The sequence below is a fragment of the Pseudomonas sp. MF08817 genome (genome assembly GCF_059862705.1).
This window is the reverse complement of the sequence record NZ_JCBCUY010000005.1, coordinates 53,999-69,919: the sequence shown is the minus strand read 5'-3', so window position 1 is coordinate 69,919 and position 15,921 is coordinate 53,999. Positions and strand designations below refer to the sequence as shown.

Below are 15,921 nucleotides of genomic sequence, written 5' to 3'. Positions count from 1 at the left end.
ACAGACCCTGTCCTACGAGTCTGACTGGAGTTCCTCATGCTGCGTGGCTTTGTGATGCTGGCTGCCTTCTTCGGCTTTACTGGCGTTGCCCTTGGCGCGTTCGCCGCCCATGGCTTGAAAAACCGCCTCAGCGCTGAATACCTGGCGATTTTCCACACCGGCGTCAGCTATCAGTTGGTCCACACCCTGGCCCTGGTGGGCGTGGCGCTGCTAGCTGCGCACCTGCCCGGACGCTTGGTGACTTGGGCCGGCGCGTCATTCACCCTCGGCATCCTGCTGTTTTCCGGGAGCCTGTACCTGTTGACCCTGACCGGCATCAGCAAACTGGGGATCATCACCCCGTTGGGTGGCGTCGCGTTCCTGGTGGGCTGGCTCTGCCTGGGCCTGGCCGCGTGGCGCCTGCAACCGACGCCCTGAAACCACCGCTGACCAGAGGGCTTGGGTCGGCCTGACGGATCGGGCTAGAATGCTGGCCCTTAAAAACGATGGCGGCCTTTGGCATGCGTATTCAGCTGAACGGTGATTCCTTAGAACTGCCCGACGGTGCAACCGTTGCGGCCCTGCTCGCGCACCTGGAGTTGACCGGGCGTCGCGTCGCAGTCGAGCTCAACCTGGATATCGTCCCCCGCAGCCAGCACGCCGACACCACGCTGAACGACGGCGATAGCGTCGAAGTGGTGCACGCCATCGGTGGCGGCTAGAAGCTAGCGCGTTCGCTACGTTTTCCCTGAATTTGCCGACAAGATTTCTGCAGAACCTCTCCCCAACCGAGGATTCCCGATGAGCAATGTTCGCAGCGACAAGCCTTTCGTCCTGGCCGGTCGTACCTACCAGTCGCGCTTGCTGGTAGGCACCGGCAAGTACCGCGACATGGAAGAAACCCGCCTGGCCATCGAAGCCTCGGGGGCCGAGATCGTCACCGTTGCCGTGCGCCGCACCAACATCGGCCAGAACCCGGGCGAACCGAACCTGCTGGATATCCTGCCGCCGGACCGCTACACCATCCTGCCGAACACCGCCGGTTGCTACGACGCCATCGAGGCCGTGCGCACCTGCCGCCTGGCCCGTGAGCTTCTGGACGGCCATAACTTGGTGAAGCTGGAAGTGCTGGCCGACCAGAAAACCCTGTTCCCCAACGTGATCGAAACCCTCAAAGCCGCCGAAGTGCTGGTCAAGGAAGGTTTCGACGTGATGGTCTACACCAGCGACGACCCGATCATCGCCCGCCAACTGGCCGAAATCGGTTGCATCGCAGTCATGCCGCTGGCGGGCTTGATCGGCACCGGGCTGGGCATCTGCAACCCCTACAACCTGCAGATCATCCTTGAAGAAGCGAAGATCCCGGTGTTGGTGGATGCCGGTGTCGGCACCGCGTCCGACGCCACCATCGCCATGGAACTGGGCTGCGAGGCGGTGCTGATGAACTCGGCCATCGCCAATGCGCAGCAGCCGATCATGATGGCCGAAGCCATGAAGCACGCAATCGTTGCCGGTCGTCTGGCGTACCTCGCCGGGCGCATGCCGAAAAAACTCTATGCCAGCGCCTCTTCGCCGCTGGATGGTCTGATTAAGTAAGAGCCATTGATGACTGAATCAAACGAAACGCCGAACACCGTGCAAGAAGGCGACGAGTCCAAGCACCGCCGTATCAAGAGTTTCGTGATGCGCGCCGGGCGCATGACCGAAGGCCAGCAAAAAGGCCTGGAGCAAGGCACGCCGTTGTTCGTCCTGCCGCTGGCGGATGCGCCGGTGGATTTTGACCAAGTGTTTGGCCGTTCGGCCCCGCGCTCCCTGGAAATCGGCTTTGGCATGGGCCACTCCCTGCTGGAAATGGCAGCGGCGTCGCCCGAGCAGGATTTCATCGGTGTGGAAGTGCACCGCCCAGGTGTCGGCGCGTTGCTCAACGGCGTGCTGACCCAGGGTCTGACTAACCTGCGGGTGTACGACTGCGATGCTATTGAAGTGCTCAACCGCTGTATCGCCGACAACAGCCTGGATCGCCTGATGCTGTTTTTCCCCGACCCTTGGCACAAGAGCCGCCACCACAAGCGCCGTATTGTCCAAGCGTCTTTCGCAGAGTTGGTGCGCAGCAAGTTGAAAGTCGGCGGCATCCTGCACATGGCCACTGACTGGGAACCCTACGCCGAGTACATGCTGGAGGTGATGAACGTCGCGCCGGGCTACCGCAACCTCGCCGAAGACGGCCGCTGCGTGCCGCGCCCGAGCGAGCGCCCGATCACCAAGTTCGAGCGCCGTGGCGAGCGACTGGGGCATGGGGTGTGGGATTTGAAGTTCGAGAAGCAGTCTTAAAGCAGGCAAAACCTAGTGTGGGAGCGGGCTCGCCCGCGATAGCGGTTTCGGCCTCATCGCGAGCAGGCTCGCTCCTACAGTTGTGGTTAGCGGCGATCCGCCACTACCCCGATCAGCACCAGCACCACCAACAACACCGGCGCCAGGCTGTAGTTGTTGAATTGGCTCAGGCCGCGCACGATCCACGGCGTGGCGTAGATCAACGCCGCGCCGCTGCCGATCATGCACAGCAGGGCCATCAGCGGTACGCGCAAGGCGCCGGCGATGTTGCCCAGGCGTTGTTCGACCCAGCCCTTGATGTCGGCGCCAAACAACACCAGCAGGCAGCCCACCAGCGCCAGGGAGATGTCCGACAGGTTGCTGCGGCTCCAGCGCGAGACGGTGGCGAGTAGGTCGAGTACCAGGTCCATTCGATTTCCTTAAAGAGCCAGTCAGCTCAAAAACTTCTGTAGCAGGTCATTGAGAAAGAGTTGGCCGCGCTCGGTGGCCGCCAGCCGTGACGGTTCGACCTGCAATAAGCCACTTTGTTCGGCCTCGCGGCGGCCCTGGGCCAGGCTTTGCAGCGTCAGCCCGGTGCGTTGCGGGTACAGCTCGGCGGCCACGCCCTCGGTCAGGCGCAAGGCGTTCATCAAGAACTCGAATGGCAGTTCGTCGTCGCCCAGGTATTTTTCGCCGGCCTGGAAGTTTTTGGCTGGGTTGAGGTAGTCCTTGGGCAGGCGGGTTTTCCAGGTGCGCACGATGCGCCCGTCCGGGTGGCTGAGCTTGCCGTGGGCGCCGGCACCGATGCCGATAAAGTCGCCGAAACTCCAGTAATTGAGGTTATGCCGCGCCGCTTTGCCGGGCTGGGCGTAGGCCGAGACCTCGTACTGCGCGTAGCCGTGCTCGGCCAGCAGAGCCTGGCCGGCCTCCTGGATGTCCCACAGGGTGTCGTCCTCCGGCAACACCGGCGGCTGGTTCCAGAACACCGTGTTCGGCTCCAGCGTCAGTTGGTACCAGGACAGGTGCGTAGGCTTGAGGGAGATGGCTTGGCGCAGGTCGTCGAGGGCGTCGTCCAGGGACTGATCGGGCAAGCCGTGCATCAAGTCCAGGTTGAAGTTGTCGAACCCGGCCAGGCGCGCCATGCCGGCGGCGCGGATCGCTTCGTCGCCGTTGTGGATGCGCCCCAGGGCACTGAGCTTGGCCTGTTGGAAACTCTGGATGCCGATGGACAGGCGATTGATGCCCAAGGCCCGGTAGGCGCTGAATTTCTCTTGCTCGAAGGTGCCAGGGTTGGCTTCCAGGGTGATTTCGATGCCTGGGGCGAACGGGATACGTTGCTCCACGCCCTTGAGCAGGCGCCCCAGGGCGGCGGCGCTGAACAGGCTCGGGGTGCCGCCACCGAAGAAGATCGAACTCAGTTCGCGGCCGTACACCGCGTGCAGGTCCTGGTCGAGGTCGGCCAGCAGGGCATCGACGTACTCTTCTTCCGGCAGCACGGGGCTGGCGGTGTGGGAGTTGAAGTCGCAGTACGGGCATTTGCGCACGCACCAGGGAATGTGGATGTACAGCGCCAGCGGCGGCAATAGCGGTAATGCCGCGCGGGTGCTGGGCGTGCCGCCGACGATCAGCGGCAACGCGGGCGAGTCGTGGGTCATTTCAAGCCCAGACGTTGGCGCAGCAAATCCATTGCGCGGGCGCGGTGGCTGATCTGGTTCTTATCGGCGGGGCTCAGCTGCGCGCTGGAGCAGTCGCGCTCCGGCACCCAGAACAGCGGGTCGTAGCCAAAACCATGTTCGCCGCTGGCGGCGGTGAGAATGCGCCCGTGCCACAAGCCTTCGCAGAGGATCGGCAGCGGGTCGTCGGCGTGGCGCACCAGGGCCAGCACACAGACGAACTGCGCGCCGCGCTCGGCCTCGGGCACGTCCTTGAGGGCGTCGAGCAGCTTGGCGTTGTTCGCCGCATCGCCCTGGCCGTCGGCATAGCGCGCCGAGTAAATGCCCGGCGCGCCGCCTAGGAAGTCCACCGCCAGCCCGGAATCGTCGGCCAGCGCCGGCAAACCGGAAATGCGCGCGGCATTGCGGGCCTTGAGGATGGCGTTCTCGACGAACGACAGGCCGGTTTCTTCCGGCTCGACGCGGCTGAACTCGCCAATGGAGCGCAGTTGTACCGCTTGGCCGAGCATGGCCTGGAGTTCTTTGAGTTTGCCGGCGTTATGGCTGGCCAAAACCAGTTGGGTGAAGTTCATCATTGGCCCGGAAACAGCTCTTGGTTGAAGCTGAAACTGTGGGCTTGGCCGCCGGTTTCAACGCTGATGGTGAAGGTTCTGACTTCCTGCTGCTCCACCGGGTATTGGGCGATGTAGTAGATCGCGCCGGGTTCGGTGATTTTCTTGAACGTCAGCGGCACGCTTTTGCTGGTCAGGTCCTTGAGGGTGCCGGTGACTGTGGCGTCCGTCGCTTTGCCAGCCTTGAGCACGGAGAGGTTGATGAGCCCCTGATGCTTGTCGCGCACCAGGCCGGCGGCCTTGGCGATGTCCGGTTGCAGGGCGGTGGAGTTGAAGGTGTTGTAGTGCACCGTCACGTCACCGAAAACTTCCTTGCGTTCGCCTTTGATGGCGTCGGCGGCCATGGCGCTCAGGCTCAGGCAGGCAGTCAGGGCTAACAGGGCTAGACGTCCCATGATCGTTCTCCTCAAAAAATATTTGTGGGCAGTAGCAAGCGGGCTGGCCCGCGCTGGGCAGCGCAGCGGCCCCTCAGTGCGTTTGAGCAAGCACCGCATCAGGAGCGCTACGCACTCCAGCGCGGGCGAGCCCGCTTGCGACAGCCGTTAATGTTGGGGTCAGACCGCGACCTGGTGATCTTGCAGGCCAGGACTGCTGACGCGGTAAATACCGATTTCACCTAATAGGTTAGGCCATAGCTTACTGGCCCACCCGTGGCGGTGTTGTTGATCGACGGCAAGCCGATCGATGACTTTCGCCGCACGTTCGCGGCACAGTTCTTCAAAGTCTTCAAAGGTGCAGAAGTGGATGTTCGGCGTGTTGTACCAGGTGTACGGCAAGAATTCCGACACCGGCATGCGGCCCTTGCTGGCCAGGTACCAGCGGCAGCGCCAGTGGCCGAAATTGGGAAAGGTGATGATGCACTGGCGGCCCACGCGCAGCATTTCGTCGAGGATTCGGTCCGGGTAGTGCACCGCTTGCAGGGCTTGGGTCATCACCACGATATCGAAGCTGTTGCTGGCGAAGTTGCCCAGCCCCTTGTCCAGGTCCTGCTCGATCACGTTGATGCCCTTGGCCACGCATTCGGCAATGTTGTCCGGGTCGTTTTCCAGGCCATAACCGGTGACTTGCTTGTTGTCCCGCAGCCAGGTCAGCAGTTCGCCATTACCGCAGCCAAGGTCGAGCACGCGGCTGCCGGCGGGGATCCATTCCTGGATGATTTCCAGATCAGCTCTCATGGCGTTCTCACAATTGGATTCTGTTCATGTAATTGCCAAACGCCTGCAAGTAGCGCGGGATCGGGATCAAGAAGGCGTCGTGGCCCTGGGGTGCGTCGATTTCCAGGTAGCAGACGTCTTTTTTCGCCGCCATCAGGGCGTCCACCAGTTCCCGCGAGCGGGCCGGGGAGAAGCGCCAGTCGGTGGTGAACGACATCACGCAGAACTTGGCCTTGGCCCCGGCGAAGGTTTTCGCCAGGTTATCGTCGAAGTTCGCCGCCGGATCGAAGTAGTCCAGCGCTTTGGTCATCAACAGGTAGGTGTTGGCGTCGAAGCGCCCGGAGAATTCTTCGCCCTGGTAGCGCAGGTAGCTTTCCACTTGGAATTCGACGCTATGGAAGTCGTAGTTGAGCTTTTCGCTCTTGAGGCCGCGGCCGAATTTCTCGCCCATGGAGTCATCCGACAGGTAGGTGATGTGCCCCACCATCCGCGCCAGCATCAACCCGCGCTTGGGGATCACACCGTGCTCCTGGAACGAGCCGCCGTGGAACTCGGGGTCGGTGAGGATGGCCTGGCGCGCCACTTCGTTGAAGGCGATGTTCTGCGCCGAGAGCTTAGGCGCCGAGGCGATGGCCAGGCAATGGCGGATGCGCTCGGGGTAGCTGATGCTCCACTGCAAGGCCTGCATGCCGCCCAGGCTGCCGCCGATCACCGCGGCCCATTGGTCGATGCCCAGCAGGTCGGCCAGGCGCGCCTGGCTGTGCACCCAGTCTTCGACCGTGAGCACCGGGAAGTCGGCGCCAAACGGCTTGCCGGTGTCCGGGTTGGTGCTGCTGGGGCCGGTGGAGCCGTTGCAGCCGCCCAGGTTGTTGAGGCTGACGACGAAGAAGCGGTGGGTATCGATGGGCTTGCCGGGGCCGATGCAGCTGTCCCACCAACCGGGCTTGCGGTCGTCGGGGCTGTGGTAGCCAGCGGCATGGTGATGGCCCGACAGCGCATGGCAGATCAGCACGGCGTTGCTGGCCGTGGCGTTCAGCTCACCGTAGGTTTCATAGATCAGGTCATAGGCGGGCAGCGAACGGCCGCAGGCCAGGGCGAGGGGTTCACTGAAGTGCGCCACTTGGGGCGTCACCAGACCAACGGAATCGGCGGGAAAGGCAGTTGGCATCGACCCTGCTCTCATTTAAATGAGGCGTAAGTCTAAAGAGCAGGGCCCCTAGCGGCAAGCGGCTATACCGTGGCGTCCCCCTCGCGAGCAGGCTCGCTCCCACACGTCATTGCATAACCTTGTGGGAGCGAGCCTGCTCGCGATAAGTGAGGCGGCTCATCACCCCGCCGGGCGCTCCAGCCCCGGCAGCGGCGGGAGTTTTTTCGGTGCACTGATGCGCACCCGTTTCTGCCGGTTCAACTCGCCGCTGAGCAGGCTCACCTGGCTTTTGGCGACCCCGAAGGCCTTGGCCAGAAAAGCCATCAGGTAGGCATTGGCCTTGCCCTCGACGGGCGGTGCGGTGAGGCGGATTTTCAGGCGTTCGCCGTGCAGCCCGCAGAAATCATCGCTGCGGGCCGCCGGTTGCAGGTGGCATTCGAGGATCAGATCCTCGCCGTCCCAGCGGAAATAGCTCACCGGGTCAGATCAGCATGCGCAGGATGTCCGGCATCTGGCTCATGGCGGCGAGGTTGTTGATGACCAGCATGTCCAGCAGCTTGAGCACCATGAACGCGAGGATCGGCGAGATATCCAGGCCGCCCAGGCTGGGCAGGATCTTGCGAAACGGCGCCAGCACCGGCTCGCAGATCTGGTTGACCAACTCGGCGCCCGGGTTATGGCTGCCCGGTGCGACCCAGGACAGGATCACGCTGATAATCAGGGCGAAGAAGAAAATCTTCAGGAACAGCGCCGTCACGCCGATGATCGCCCAGATCAGCAGTTGCAGCGGGTCGCCCGTGGTGCCGTAGGCCAGCAGCATGGTCACGGCCATCAGTAGCACCTGGAGGATAAGGGCCAGCACCAGGGACGACATGTCCAGGCCGAACACGCTGGGGATGACCCGGCGCAGCGGCTTGAGCAGCGGCTGGGTGGCCTTGACCGCGAACTGGCACAGTGGGTTGTAGAAGTTGGCGCGTACCAGTTGCAGCACGAAACGCAACAGCACGATCAGCAGGTACAGGCTGCCGAGGGTTTGCAGCACGTAGATGGCTGCGGTTTCCAATCCAATCATGAATGGCTCCTTATTGGCCCAGTTGTTCGGCCATTTCGGCCGAGCGATGTGCGGCGGCGCCCAGGGCGGTTTCGACCAGCGCCTCGAAGCCGCCGGCCTGGAATGATTTGATGGCCGCTTCGGTGGTGCCGGCCGGGGAGGTGACGCGGCGGCGCAGCTCAGCGGCGTCCACGTCGCTGGCCACCGCCATGTGGGCGGCGCCGAGTGCGGTTTGTAGGGTCAGTTGGGCGGCGATGTCACGGGGCAGGCCGAGTTTCTCGCCGGCGGCGGTCATGGCTTCGATCAGCAGGAAGAAGTACGCCGGGCCGCTGCCGGAGACGGCGGTGACCGCGTCCAGTTGCTGCTCGTTTTCCAGCCACAGGGCCAGGCCCACGGCCGACAACAGCTCTTGCGCCTGCTGGCGTTGCGCCTCGGTGACGGCGCCAGTGGCGTACAGGCCGCTCACCCCTTGGCGCAGCAGCGACGGGGTGTTGGGCATGCAGCGCACGATGGGTTGCTCGCCGAGCCACTTGGCCATGCTGGCACAGGTGATGCCAGCGGCGATGGACACCACCAGTTGCTGCGCCGTGAGGTGCGGGCGCAGCGCCTCGCAGACGGCTTTCATCATTTGCGGCTTGACCGCCAGCACGACCACGTCGGCGCCGTCGATGGCCTGGGCGTTGTCGGCGAACAGTTCGATGCCGTGCTCGGCGTGAACCCGCGCGCGGGTTTCTGCGCCGGGGTCGCTGGCGCGGATCTGCGCGGCGTCCAGGCCCTTGGCGCGCAGGCCGCCGATCAGGCTGGCGGCCATGTTACCGGCTCCGATAAAGGCAATACGTGTCTTGCTCATGACAGGTCCTTATAGAGAAGTAAGTCAGCCATTTCAGGACTGGCTGTAGTCGCGGGCACCGAATAGCGCAGTACCGATGCGCACCCAGGTGGCGCCTTGGGCAATGGCTGACTCCAGGTCGTGGCTCATGCCCATGGAAAGCGTGTCCAGCGGCAAACCGAGGCTGGCTTGCAGCTGTTGTACGGCGGCAAACGCGGCATCTTGCTCGGCGCGCTCGTCGGTTGGCTCCGGGATCGCCATCAAGCCGCGCAGCTTCAAACGCGGCAAGGCATTGATGGCCGTGGCCAGGGCCGGCAGGTCGGCCGGGGTGCAGCCGGATTTGCTCGCCTCGCCGCTGACGTTGACCTGGATGCAGATGTTCAGTGGCGGCAGTTCAGCGGGGCGTTGCTCGGACAGGCGTTGGGCGATTTTCAAGCGGTCCACGGAATGCACCCAGGCGAAGTGTTCGGCGATGGCTCGCGTCTTGTTCGATTGAATGGGGCCGATGAAGTGCCAACTCAAGGGCAGGTCGCGCAGTTCGAGTTGCTTGCTCAGGGCTTCTTGCAGGTAGTTTTCGCCGAAATCGCGCAGCCCGGCGGCATAGGCTTGGCGCAGGGCCTGGGCGGGTTTGGTCTTGCTCACGGCCAGCAGTTGCACGCTGTTTTCGTCGCGCCCGGCGGCTTTTGCGGCAGCGTGGATGCGGCTGCGAACCAGGGCAATGCTGTCTGCTATCGTGGACATTCGATGGGCGCCTGTGGTTCTGAGGTTGGCGGCATTCTACTGGAGTTGGGTTTGGATATGGATATCACTGAGCTACTGTCCCTGAGCGTGCGGCTCGGGGCTTCGGATGTGCATCTGTCGGCGGGCCTGGCGCCCATGGTGCGAGTGGACGGCGACATCCAGCGCCTTGACCTGCCGACGCTGGACTCGGCGCGGGTGCGGGCCTTGCTGGACGAGATCATGGACGATGAGCAGCGGGGGCAGTTCGACGCGACCCTGGACCTGGATTTTGCTTTCGAGCGCGACGGCGTGGGGCGGTTTCGCGTCAACCTGTTCCACCAGCAGCGCGGCATCGGCGCGGTGCTGCGCAGCGTTGCCGCCCAGGTGCCAAGCCTGGCGTCGTTGGGGTTGGGGGAAGTGTTTCGGCGTATTGCCGAGGCACCCCGTGGCCTGGTATTGGTCACCGGGCCCACCGGGTCGGGCAAGTCCACCACCCTGGCGGCGCTGGTCGATCACCTCAACGCGCACCGCCAGCAGCACATCCTCACCATCGAAGACCCCATCGAGTTCATTCATGAGCCCCGCCAGTGCCTGATAAGCCAGCGCCAAGTGCAGCGCGACACCCGCAGTTTCGCGGCCGCGCTGCGGGCGGCCCTGCGCGAAGACCCGGACGTGATCCTGGTGGGCGAGATGCGTGACCTGGAAACCATTCGCCTGGCCCTGACCGCCGCCGAAACCGGGCACTTGGTGTTCGGCACGCTGCACACCACCTCGGCAGCGAAAACCATCGACCGCGTACTGGACGTGTTCCCGGGCACGGAGCGAGGCATGGCGCGCTCGATGCTGTCGGAGTCATTGCAGGCAGTGGTGTCGCAGTGCTTGGTCAAGAAAGTCGGTGGCGGGCGGGTGGCGGCCCATGAGGTGATGCTGGGCACGGCGGCGATCCGCAACCTGATCCGCGAAGACAAGGTGGCGCAGATGTATTCGGCGATTCAGACCGGCGGGGCGCTGGGCATGCAAACGCTGGACATGGCCCTCAAAGACCTACTGGCCAAGGGGTTGATAAGCCGCGAACAGGCGCGGGAGAAGGCACGGGCGCCGGAGGGGTTTTGAGGCTTTAGGGCCTCAAAACCTGTGGGAGCGGGCTCGCCCGCGATGAGGCCGTCAGCGTCAAACTGCTCAGCGCTGCACAATCCGCAGGGTATTGGGCTCTTTGGGCAACACTCGCTTGGCCACCACGTAGTGTTTTTCCCAATATGGTTTTTTCAGGGTGTCGATGGTTACCGACTTGCCGCGCCGTGGCGCGTGGATAAAGCGGTCGTTGCCCATGTAGATGGCGACGTGGTTGACCCGGCGGCTCTTGAGGTTGAAGAAAATCAGGTCGCCGGGCTTGAGATCCTTGCGGTCGACTTTCTGCCCGTGGCCGCTGGCCATGGCGTTGGAGGTGCGCGGTAGATCGATGGCGGCGACGTCGTTGAAGGCGTACTTCACCAGGCCGCTGCAATCAAAACCCTTGCTGGGGCTGCTGCCGCCCCAACGGTAAGGGGTGCCGAGCACATTGACCGCGCGGCTGAGCACGTCGCTGCTTTGCTTGGCGGCCATGACGGGCACACGCTTGTTGCTGCTGACGCGGTTCAGGCGAGGCGCCTGCTTGTTTTTGCTCGAAGGAGCCGAAACATGGGATTTGGGGGTGAAACCATTGACGTTGGGCAGACGTTGCTCACGATTGGTGGCGTGGGCGGCCAGTGGCATTAATAGGCAGATGGTTAGCCATGTCTTGAAAAATGGACGCATTAGGCAGGGCTCTATAAAGGTAGGCGCGCAACTTTATAACAGCTTTTTTGTCTGTTTCGCGGCCACTGGTCGATTCAAATCGGTAGCCAAGTTCGGCCAACATGCGGCAAATTGGCGCAATTGTCAGACAGAAGTCAGGCGCTACAAGGCTTTGCGCGCGGTGTAAGGTGAACCAGCCACACGTCGGGACGACACAAAAAAGTCACACCTATAGCGAAAAAATTTATCTATCGGACCGCAAGAGGAACTCCATGAACACCTATCAGCAACAGGACACCCACAGCAAAATCATCGGCTATCTGCTGTGGATTTTCGGTTTTACCGGCGCCCACCGCTTCTACTACGGCAAGCCGGTGACCGGGACGATCTGGTTTTTCACTCTGGGCTTGCTGGGGATTGGTTGGTTGATCGACCTGTTCCTGATCCCGGCCATGGACCGCGAAGCCGACCTGCGTTTCACCGCCGGGCCGCTGGAGTACAACGTGGCGTGGATTCTGCTGGCGTTTCTGGGGGTGTTTGGCGTGCACCGCATGTACCAGGGCAAGTGGATCACGGGGGTGATCTACCTGTTCACTGGCGGGTTGCTGCTGGTAGGGGTGCTGTATGACTTCTGGACGCTCAACACGCAGATCTCGATCCGCAACGCCCAGAGCCGTGGGGGGCGATAGCCACTCCCCCATGATGGGAGCCTACTTGCGGGCCGCGCCGCGGCCCGCTCCCACACAAGTTGCTCTTACAGGGTTTAGGCCTGGTAGGTGATGTGCCCATCTACCAGGGTGTAGCGCACGTTCGCCGGCAGGCTGTGGCCCATGAACGGGCAGTTTTCGCCTTTGGACAGCCAGCCTTCGCCGGCCACGGTGGAGCGGTTGGGGTCGAACAGCACCAGGTCGGCGGCGGCGCCCACGTGCAGCTTGCCGGCGGGTAGGCGCAGGGCTTGCGCCGGGCCGGCGCTCAGGCGTGCCAGTAGCGTCGGCAGGTCGAGCAAGCCGTCTGCCACCAGGGTCATGGCCAGCGGCAGCAGCAGTTCAACGCTGCTGATGCCCGGTTCGGTGGCGCCGAACGGTGCCAGTTTGGCGTCGCGCTCATGGGGCTGGTGATGGCTGGAAATGGCCGAGATCACGCCGCTTTTCACCGCTTCGCGCAAGCCGTCGCGGTCGGCGCGGGTGCGCAGCGGCGGTTGCACGTGGTAGAGGCTGTTGAAGTCGATCAGCGCCTCGTCAGTCAGGATCAACTGGTACAGCGCCACATCGGCGGTCACTTTCAGGCCGCGGGCCTGGGCCTGGGCGATCAGCGCCGCGCCACGGGCGCTGGTCAACTGGCTGAAGTGCGCGCGCACGCCGCTTTGTTCTACCAGCAAGAGGTCACGGGCCAGGGCCACGGTCTCGGCGGTTTCGGGAATGCCCGGCAAGCCGAGGAAGCTCGCGGTCGGGCCTTCGTGGGCCAGGCCGCCGGCAGCGAGGTCGTGGTCCTGGGAGTGGAAGATCACCGTCAGGTCGAACGTGGCGGCGTATTCCAGGGCACGGCACAGGGTGCGGGTGTTGCGGAAGTTGTCCAGGCCATTGCTGAAGGCCACGCAACCGGCGTCGCGCAGGGCGATGAGCTCGGCCAATTGCTCGCCTTCCAGGCCTTTGCTCAGGGCGCCGATGGGGAACACCTTGCAATTGCCGGCCTCGCGGGCGCGGTCGAGGATCAGTTCGGCCACGGCGGAGGTGTCGAGCACCGGTTTGGTGCGCGGCGGGCAGCACAGGCTGGTGACGCCGCCGGCGGCGGCGGCGCGGGTTTCGCTGGCGATGGTGCCTTTGCGGCTGTAGCCCGGCTCGCGCAGGGCAACGCTCAGGTCCACCAGCCCCGGCGCGGCCACCAGGCCCTGGGCGTCGAGGGTTTGGCTGGGGCTGAAGTCCGCCGGGGCGGCGCCCATGGCGATGATCTTGCCGGCGTGCAGGTGCAGGTCGGTGGTTTGGTCCAGGCCACTGCTGGGGTCGATGACGCGTGCGCCGAGGATGCTGAGCTTCACTGGGCGGTCTCCTGCTCGAATTGACGCTGGGCGGTTTGCCCACTCATGGCCATCGACAGCACGGCCATGCGGATGGCAATGCCGTAGGTGACCTGGTTGAGGATCACCGAGTGGGGGCCGTCGGCCACCGCCGATTCGATCTCCACGCCACGGTTGATCGGGCCCGGGTGCATGACGATGGCATCGGGCTTGGCGCCGGCCAGGCGTGCGGTGGTCAGGCCGAACAGGCGATAGAACTCGCCTTCGCTGGGTAGCAGGCCGCCGGTCATGCGCTCGCGTTGCAGGCGCAGCATGATGACCACGTCCACGTCCTTGAGGCCTTCGGCCAGGTCGGTGTAGACCTTCACGCCGTACTGCTCGACGCCGATGGGCAGCAGGGTTTTCGGCGCGATGACGCGGATGTCCGGGCAGCCCAGGGTTTTGAGGGCGAGCATGTTCGAGCGCGCCACCCGCGAGTGCAGGATGTCGCCGACGATGGCCACCGAGAGGTTCTCGAAACCGCCCTTGTGGCGGCGGATGGTGAGCATGTCGAGCATGCCCTGGGTCGGGTGCGCGTGGCGGCCGTCGCCGCCGTTGATGATCGCCACCTGCGGGCACACGTGCTCGGCGATGAAGTGCGCGGCGCCGGAGTCGCCGTGGCGCACCACAAACATGTCGGCGGCCATGGCTTCGAGGTTGCGCAGGGTGTCGAGCAGGGTTTCGCCCTTGCTCGCCGATGAGGTGGAGACGTTCAGGGTGATGACGTCTGCCGACAGCCGTTGGGCCGCCAGCTCGAAGGTGGTGCGGGTGCGGGTGGAGTTCTCAAAGAACACGTTGCACACGGTCTTGCCGCGCAGCAACGGGACTTTTTTCACCGCCCGGGCGCCGACTTCCAGGAAGGAGTCGGCGGTGTCGAGGATTTCGGTCAACAGTTCGCGGCGCAAACCGTCGAGCGAGAGGAAGTGCTGCAACTGTCCCTGGTGGTTGAGTTGCAGCGGGCGCTGGGTGTCGAGAGGCGTCATCGCGATGGACTCTTAAAGGGCAAGATCTTGGAGTTCGAGTTGCAGCGGCGCCGGGCCGCAGAGCTTGACCCGCTCATGGGCGGCCAGGCTCAGGGTGGCGCCGACCACGTTGGGGCGGATCGGCAACTCGCCGGCGTCCAGGTCCAGCAGGCTGACCAGGGTCACGCTGGCCGGGCGGCCGTAGTCGAAGAGTTCGTTGAGGGCGGCGCGGATGGTGCGCCCGCTCATCAGCACGTCGTCGATCAGCACCAGGTGCTGGCCCTCGATCTCGAAGGGCAACTCGGAGGGCCGCACTTGCGGGTGCAGGCCGTTCTGGCTGAAGTCGTCGCGGTAGAAGGACACGTCCAGGGTGCCCAGGGGCGAATCGCTGCCCAGCTCTTGCAGCAGCGCCTGGGCCACCCACACGCCGCCGGTGCGGATGCCGATGTAGCGCGGTTCGCTGATGGCGCGGCGGGCCAGGTGGGCCTTGAGATCGACGGCCATCTGGCGGATCAGTTCGGCGGGGTTGGGCAGGCTCATGGTGGCTCCTTCAAGGGCGCGGCTCGGCCAATGATGGCAGGGTCCGGGCTGAAACGAAGAGAGGCGCGGCCCTTGGCCGCACCCCGTCAGGATTCGAACAAAGCAGTGTTTTCGTCGAGCCAGCCTTGCAGCAGCAGGGCGGCGGCGATGGCGTCGACCGGGTTATCGCGGTAACTGCCTTTTTGCCCGCCACGGGCCAGGCGTTCGCCCTTGGCCTCGAACGTGGTCAGGCGTTCGTCGTGGGTATAGAAGGGCAGGTTGAAGCGGCCGTTGAGGCGTCGGGCGAATTTCTCCGCGCGCAGGCACATGTCGCTGGGGGTGCCGTCCATGTTCAACGGCAGGCCGACGACCACGGCGTCGGGTTTCCATTCTTTTATCAGGGCCTCGACCTGGTTCCAGTCGGGGATACCGTTCTGCGCCTTGAGGGTGCACAGCGCACGGGCCTGGCCGGTAATTACTTGGCCCACGGCGACGCCGATCTGCTTGGTGCCGTAGTCAAAACCCAGGATCAGCCGCAGCGCCATCAGGCGTGCCCCGCCTGGCTGGTGAGCAGGTTGAGGTTGACCCCCAGTTGTCGGGCGGCGGCTTCCAGGCGCTGCTCGCTGCTGGTGTTGAACAGGATGTCGGCGTCGAACGGGCAGGTCAGCCAGGCGTTGGCGGCCAGCTCGGCCTCCAATTGCCCCGGCTCCCAACCGGCATAGCCCAGGGCGATCAGGCTCTTGGACGGGCCCCTGCCGTCGGCGATGGCGAACAGCACGTCCTGGGAGCTGGACAGTGCCACGCCGCCCAGTTCGATGGTGGCCTGGAAGGTTTGGCCGCTGGGGTGCAGGACGAAACCGCGGTCCTTGCTCACCGGGCCGCCGAGGAAGATCGGCACGTGCTGGCACAGGGCTGGCGGTTCGATCTCGGGGCGCAATTGTTCGAGGATGTCCGCCAGCGTGATGTCTTGCGGACGGTTGACCACCAGCCCCATGGCCCCATTGGCAGTGTGCTCGACGATGTAGGTCAAGGTATGCGCAAAGTTCGGGTCCACCATGTGGGGCATGGCGATCAGGAAGTGATGCGAGAGGTAGCTGGGGCTGACGTTTTTCATGGGCGCTAGTGTGGCGTCGGTGTGGC

Annotated in this window: 22 protein-coding genes; 6 read left to right on the top strand and 16 right to left on the bottom strand. The window is 64.0% G+C overall.

Translation table 11 applies throughout. The features are described 5' to 3' along the window. Window positions 1-36: 36 nt before the first annotated feature. From AC19YR_RS04730 to trmB, 4 genes are all read left to right on the top strand, one after another. A complete protein-coding gene (locus AC19YR_RS04730) occupies window positions 37-417 on the top strand; it encodes a DUF423 domain-containing protein (protein ID WP_095109107.1) in 381 nt (126 codons plus the stop codon). Between the two features lie 83 nt (window positions 418-500). Next, entirely contained in the window at window positions 501-701 is a 201-nt protein-coding gene (gene thiS, locus AC19YR_RS04725; protein WP_095109286.1) for a sulfur carrier protein ThiS, read from the top strand. A 79-nt stretch (window positions 702-780) separates the two neighbouring features. After that, window positions 781-1,575: a thiazole synthase gene (locus tag AC19YR_RS04720; protein ID WP_095109106.1), complete on the top strand. Its 795-nt coding sequence runs from the start codon at window positions 781-783 to the stop codon at window positions 1,573-1,575. A 9-nt stretch (window positions 1,576-1,584) separates the two neighbouring features. Continuing rightward, on the top strand, window positions 1,585-2,310 hold the full coding sequence (gene trmB, locus AC19YR_RS04715) for a tRNA (guanosine(46)-N7)-methyltransferase TrmB (RefSeq protein WP_095109105.1): 726 nt from the start codon (window positions 1,585-1,587) through the stop codon (window positions 2,308-2,310). An 86-nt stretch (window positions 2,311-2,396) separates the two neighbouring features. On the opposite strand, the gene AC19YR_RS04710 is transcribed toward trmB, so the two are convergent. From AC19YR_RS04710 to AC19YR_RS04665, 10 genes are all read right to left on the bottom strand, one after another. Beyond that, window positions 2,397-2,720 carry a DUF3392 domain-containing protein gene (locus tag AC19YR_RS04710; RefSeq protein WP_095109104.1) on the bottom strand — a complete coding sequence of 108 codons (324 nt, stop codon included), beginning with the start codon at window positions 2,718-2,720 and terminating at the stop codon, window positions 2,397-2,399. 21 nt (window positions 2,721-2,741) lie between these two features. Further along, window positions 2,742-3,944 carry a radical SAM family heme chaperone HemW gene (gene hemW / locus AC19YR_RS04705; protein ID WP_095109103.1) on the bottom strand — a complete coding sequence of 401 codons (1,203 nt, stop codon included), beginning with the start codon at window positions 3,942-3,944 and terminating at the stop codon, window positions 2,742-2,744. Continuing rightward, the gene (gene rdgB, locus AC19YR_RS04700; RefSeq protein WP_095109102.1) at window positions 3,941-4,537 is read right to left on the bottom strand and encodes an RdgB/HAM1 family non-canonical purine NTP pyrophosphatase; all 597 of its coding nucleotides are present in this window, start codon (window positions 4,535-4,537) and stop codon (window positions 3,941-3,943) included. The genes hemW and rdgB overlap by 4 nt, the downstream gene beginning before the upstream one ends. Beyond that, the gene (locus tag AC19YR_RS04695; RefSeq protein WP_095109101.1) at window positions 4,534-4,968 is read right to left on the bottom strand and encodes a DUF4426 domain-containing protein; all 435 of its coding nucleotides are present in this window, start codon (window positions 4,966-4,968) and stop codon (window positions 4,534-4,536) included. The genes rdgB and AC19YR_RS04695 overlap by 4 nt, the downstream gene beginning before the upstream one ends. A 159-nt stretch (window positions 4,969-5,127) precedes the next feature. Further along, window positions 5,128-5,748, bottom strand: coding sequence for a methionine biosynthesis protein MetW (gene metW, locus AC19YR_RS04690; protein WP_095109100.1), 621 nt, complete (start codon window positions 5,746-5,748; stop codon window positions 5,128-5,130). A 7-nt stretch (window positions 5,749-5,755) separates the two neighbouring features. Further along, entirely contained in the window at window positions 5,756-6,895 is a 1,140-nt protein-coding gene (metX, locus tag AC19YR_RS04685; protein WP_095109099.1) for a homoserine O-succinyltransferase MetX, read from the bottom strand. Window positions 6,896-7,054: 159 nt separating this feature from the next. Further along, window positions 7,055-7,351 carry a DUF167 domain-containing protein gene (locus tag AC19YR_RS04680; protein WP_095109098.1) on the bottom strand — a complete coding sequence of 99 codons (297 nt, stop codon included), beginning with the start codon at window positions 7,349-7,351 and terminating at the stop codon, window positions 7,055-7,057. A gap of 4 nt (window positions 7,352-7,355) precedes the next feature. Beyond that, the gene (locus AC19YR_RS04675; protein WP_500597359.1) at window positions 7,356-7,946 is read right to left on the bottom strand and encodes a YggT family protein; all 591 of its coding nucleotides are present in this window, start codon (window positions 7,944-7,946) and stop codon (window positions 7,356-7,358) included. 10 nt (window positions 7,947-7,956) lie between these two features. Beyond that, window positions 7,957-8,775: a pyrroline-5-carboxylate reductase gene (gene proC / locus AC19YR_RS04670; protein ID WP_095109096.1), complete on the bottom strand. Its 819-nt coding sequence runs from the start codon at window positions 8,773-8,775 to the stop codon at window positions 7,957-7,959. A 33-nt stretch (window positions 8,776-8,808) separates the two neighbouring features. Next, window positions 8,809-9,495, bottom strand: a complete 687-nt coding sequence (locus tag AC19YR_RS04665; RefSeq protein WP_500597358.1) for a YggS family pyridoxal phosphate-dependent enzyme — start codon at window positions 9,493-9,495, stop codon at window positions 8,809-8,811. A gap of 57 nt (window positions 9,496-9,552) precedes the next feature. Between AC19YR_RS04665 and AC19YR_RS04660 the strand changes: the two genes are divergently transcribed. Continuing rightward, a complete protein-coding gene (locus tag AC19YR_RS04660) occupies window positions 9,553-10,587 on the top strand; it encodes a type IV pilus twitching motility protein PilT (RefSeq protein WP_095109094.1) in 1,035 nt (344 codons plus the stop codon). Between the two features lie 66 nt (window positions 10,588-10,653). Here AC19YR_RS04660 and AC19YR_RS04655 read toward each other — a convergent pair whose 3' ends face one another. Then, window positions 10,654-11,268, bottom strand: coding sequence for a C40 family peptidase (locus AC19YR_RS04655; RefSeq protein WP_095109093.1), 615 nt, complete (start codon window positions 11,266-11,268; stop codon window positions 10,654-10,656). 251 nt (window positions 11,269-11,519) lie between these two features. Here AC19YR_RS04655 and AC19YR_RS04650 point away from each other — a divergent pair, with 251 nt between their 5' ends. Next, entirely contained in the window at window positions 11,520-11,936 is a 417-nt protein-coding gene (locus AC19YR_RS04650; protein WP_095109092.1) for an NINE protein, read from the top strand. Between the two features lie 74 nt (window positions 11,937-12,010). On the opposite strand, the gene AC19YR_RS04645 is transcribed toward AC19YR_RS04650, so the two are convergent. From AC19YR_RS04645 to AC19YR_RS04625, 5 genes are all read right to left on the bottom strand, one after another. Further along, complete coding sequence (locus AC19YR_RS04645) at window positions 12,011-13,282, bottom strand: dihydroorotase (protein ID WP_095109091.1); 1,272 nt, start codon at window positions 13,280-13,282, stop codon at window positions 12,011-12,013. Then, window positions 13,279-14,283: an aspartate carbamoyltransferase catalytic subunit gene (locus tag AC19YR_RS04640; protein WP_095109090.1), complete on the bottom strand. Its 1,005-nt coding sequence runs from the start codon at window positions 14,281-14,283 to the stop codon at window positions 13,279-13,281. Before AC19YR_RS04640 ends, AC19YR_RS04645 begins: the two co-directional genes overlap by 4 nt. A 12-nt stretch (window positions 14,284-14,295) precedes the next feature. Continuing rightward, on the bottom strand, window positions 14,296-14,802 hold the full coding sequence (pyrR, locus tag AC19YR_RS04635) for a bifunctional pyr operon transcriptional regulator/uracil phosphoribosyltransferase PyrR (protein ID WP_095109089.1): 507 nt from the start codon (window positions 14,800-14,802) through the stop codon (window positions 14,296-14,298). An 86-nt stretch (window positions 14,803-14,888) separates the two neighbouring features. Further along, entirely contained in the window at window positions 14,889-15,326 is a 438-nt protein-coding gene (ruvX, locus tag AC19YR_RS04630; protein WP_095109088.1) for a Holliday junction resolvase RuvX, read from the bottom strand. Continuing rightward, entirely contained in the window at window positions 15,326-15,895 is a 570-nt protein-coding gene (locus tag AC19YR_RS04625) for a YqgE/AlgH family protein (protein ID WP_500597357.1), read from the bottom strand. The genes ruvX and AC19YR_RS04625 overlap by 1 nt, the downstream gene beginning before the upstream one ends. Between the last annotated feature and the right edge of the window lie 26 nt (window positions 15,896-15,921).

Coding starts and splice junctions, on each gene's coding strand:
- AC19YR_RS04730 (WP_095109107.1), top strand. CDS start 37: ATGCTGCGTGGCTTTGTGATGCTGGCTGCCTTCTTCGGCTTTACTGGC.
- thiS (WP_095109286.1), top strand. CDS start 501: ATGCGTATTCAGCTGAACGGTGATTCCTTAGAACTGCCCGACGGTGCA.
- AC19YR_RS04720 (WP_095109106.1), top strand. CDS start 781: ATGAGCAATGTTCGCAGCGACAAGCCTTTCGTCCTGGCCGGTCGTACC.
- trmB (WP_095109105.1), top strand. CDS start 1,585: ATGACTGAATCAAACGAAACGCCGAACACCGTGCAAGAAGGCGACGAG.
- AC19YR_RS04710 (WP_095109104.1), bottom strand. CDS start 2,720: ATGGACCTGGTACTCGACCTACTCGCCACCGTCTCGCGCTGGAGCCGC.
- hemW (WP_095109103.1), bottom strand. CDS start 3,944: ATGACCCACGACTCGCCCGCGTTGCCGCTGATCGTCGGCGGCACGCCC.
- rdgB (WP_095109102.1), bottom strand. CDS start 4,537: ATGATGAACTTCACCCAACTGGTTTTGGCCAGCCATAACGCCGGCAAA.
- AC19YR_RS04695 (WP_095109101.1), bottom strand. CDS start 4,968: ATGGGACGTCTAGCCCTGTTAGCCCTGACTGCCTGCCTGAGCCTGAGC.
- metW (WP_095109100.1), bottom strand. CDS start 5,748: ATGAGAGCTGATCTGGAAATCATCCAGGAATGGATCCCCGCCGGCAGC.
- metX (WP_095109099.1), bottom strand. CDS start 6,895: ATGCCAACTGCCTTTCCCGCCGATTCCGTTGGTCTGGTGACGCCCCAA.
- AC19YR_RS04675 (WP_500597359.1), bottom strand. CDS start 7,946: ATGATTGGATTGGAAACCGCAGCCATCTACGTGCTGCAAACCCTCGGC.
- proC (WP_095109096.1), bottom strand. CDS start 8,775: ATGAGCAAGACACGTATTGCCTTTATCGGAGCCGGTAACATGGCCGCC.
- AC19YR_RS04665 (WP_500597358.1), bottom strand. CDS start 9,495: ATGTCCACGATAGCAGACAGCATTGCCCTGGTTCGCAGCCGCATCCAC.
- AC19YR_RS04660 (WP_095109094.1), top strand. CDS start 9,553: ATGGATATCACTGAGCTACTGTCCCTGAGCGTGCGGCTCGGGGCTTCG.
- AC19YR_RS04655 (WP_095109093.1), bottom strand. CDS start 11,268: ATGCGTCCATTTTTCAAGACATGGCTAACCATCTGCCTATTAATGCCA.
- AC19YR_RS04650 (WP_095109092.1), top strand. CDS start 11,520: ATGAACACCTATCAGCAACAGGACACCCACAGCAAAATCATCGGCTAT.
- AC19YR_RS04640 (WP_095109090.1), bottom strand. CDS start 14,283: ATGACGCCTCTCGACACCCAGCGCCCGCTGCAACTCAACCACCAGGGA.
- pyrR (WP_095109089.1), bottom strand. CDS start 14,802: ATGAGCCTGCCCAACCCCGCCGAACTGATCCGCCAGATGGCCGTCGAT.
- ruvX (WP_095109088.1), bottom strand. CDS start 15,326: ATGGCGCTGCGGCTGATCCTGGGTTTTGACTACGGCACCAAGCAGATC.
- AC19YR_RS04625 (WP_500597357.1), bottom strand. CDS start 15,895: ATGAAAAACGTCAGCCCCAGCTACCTCTCGCATCACTTCCTGATCGCC.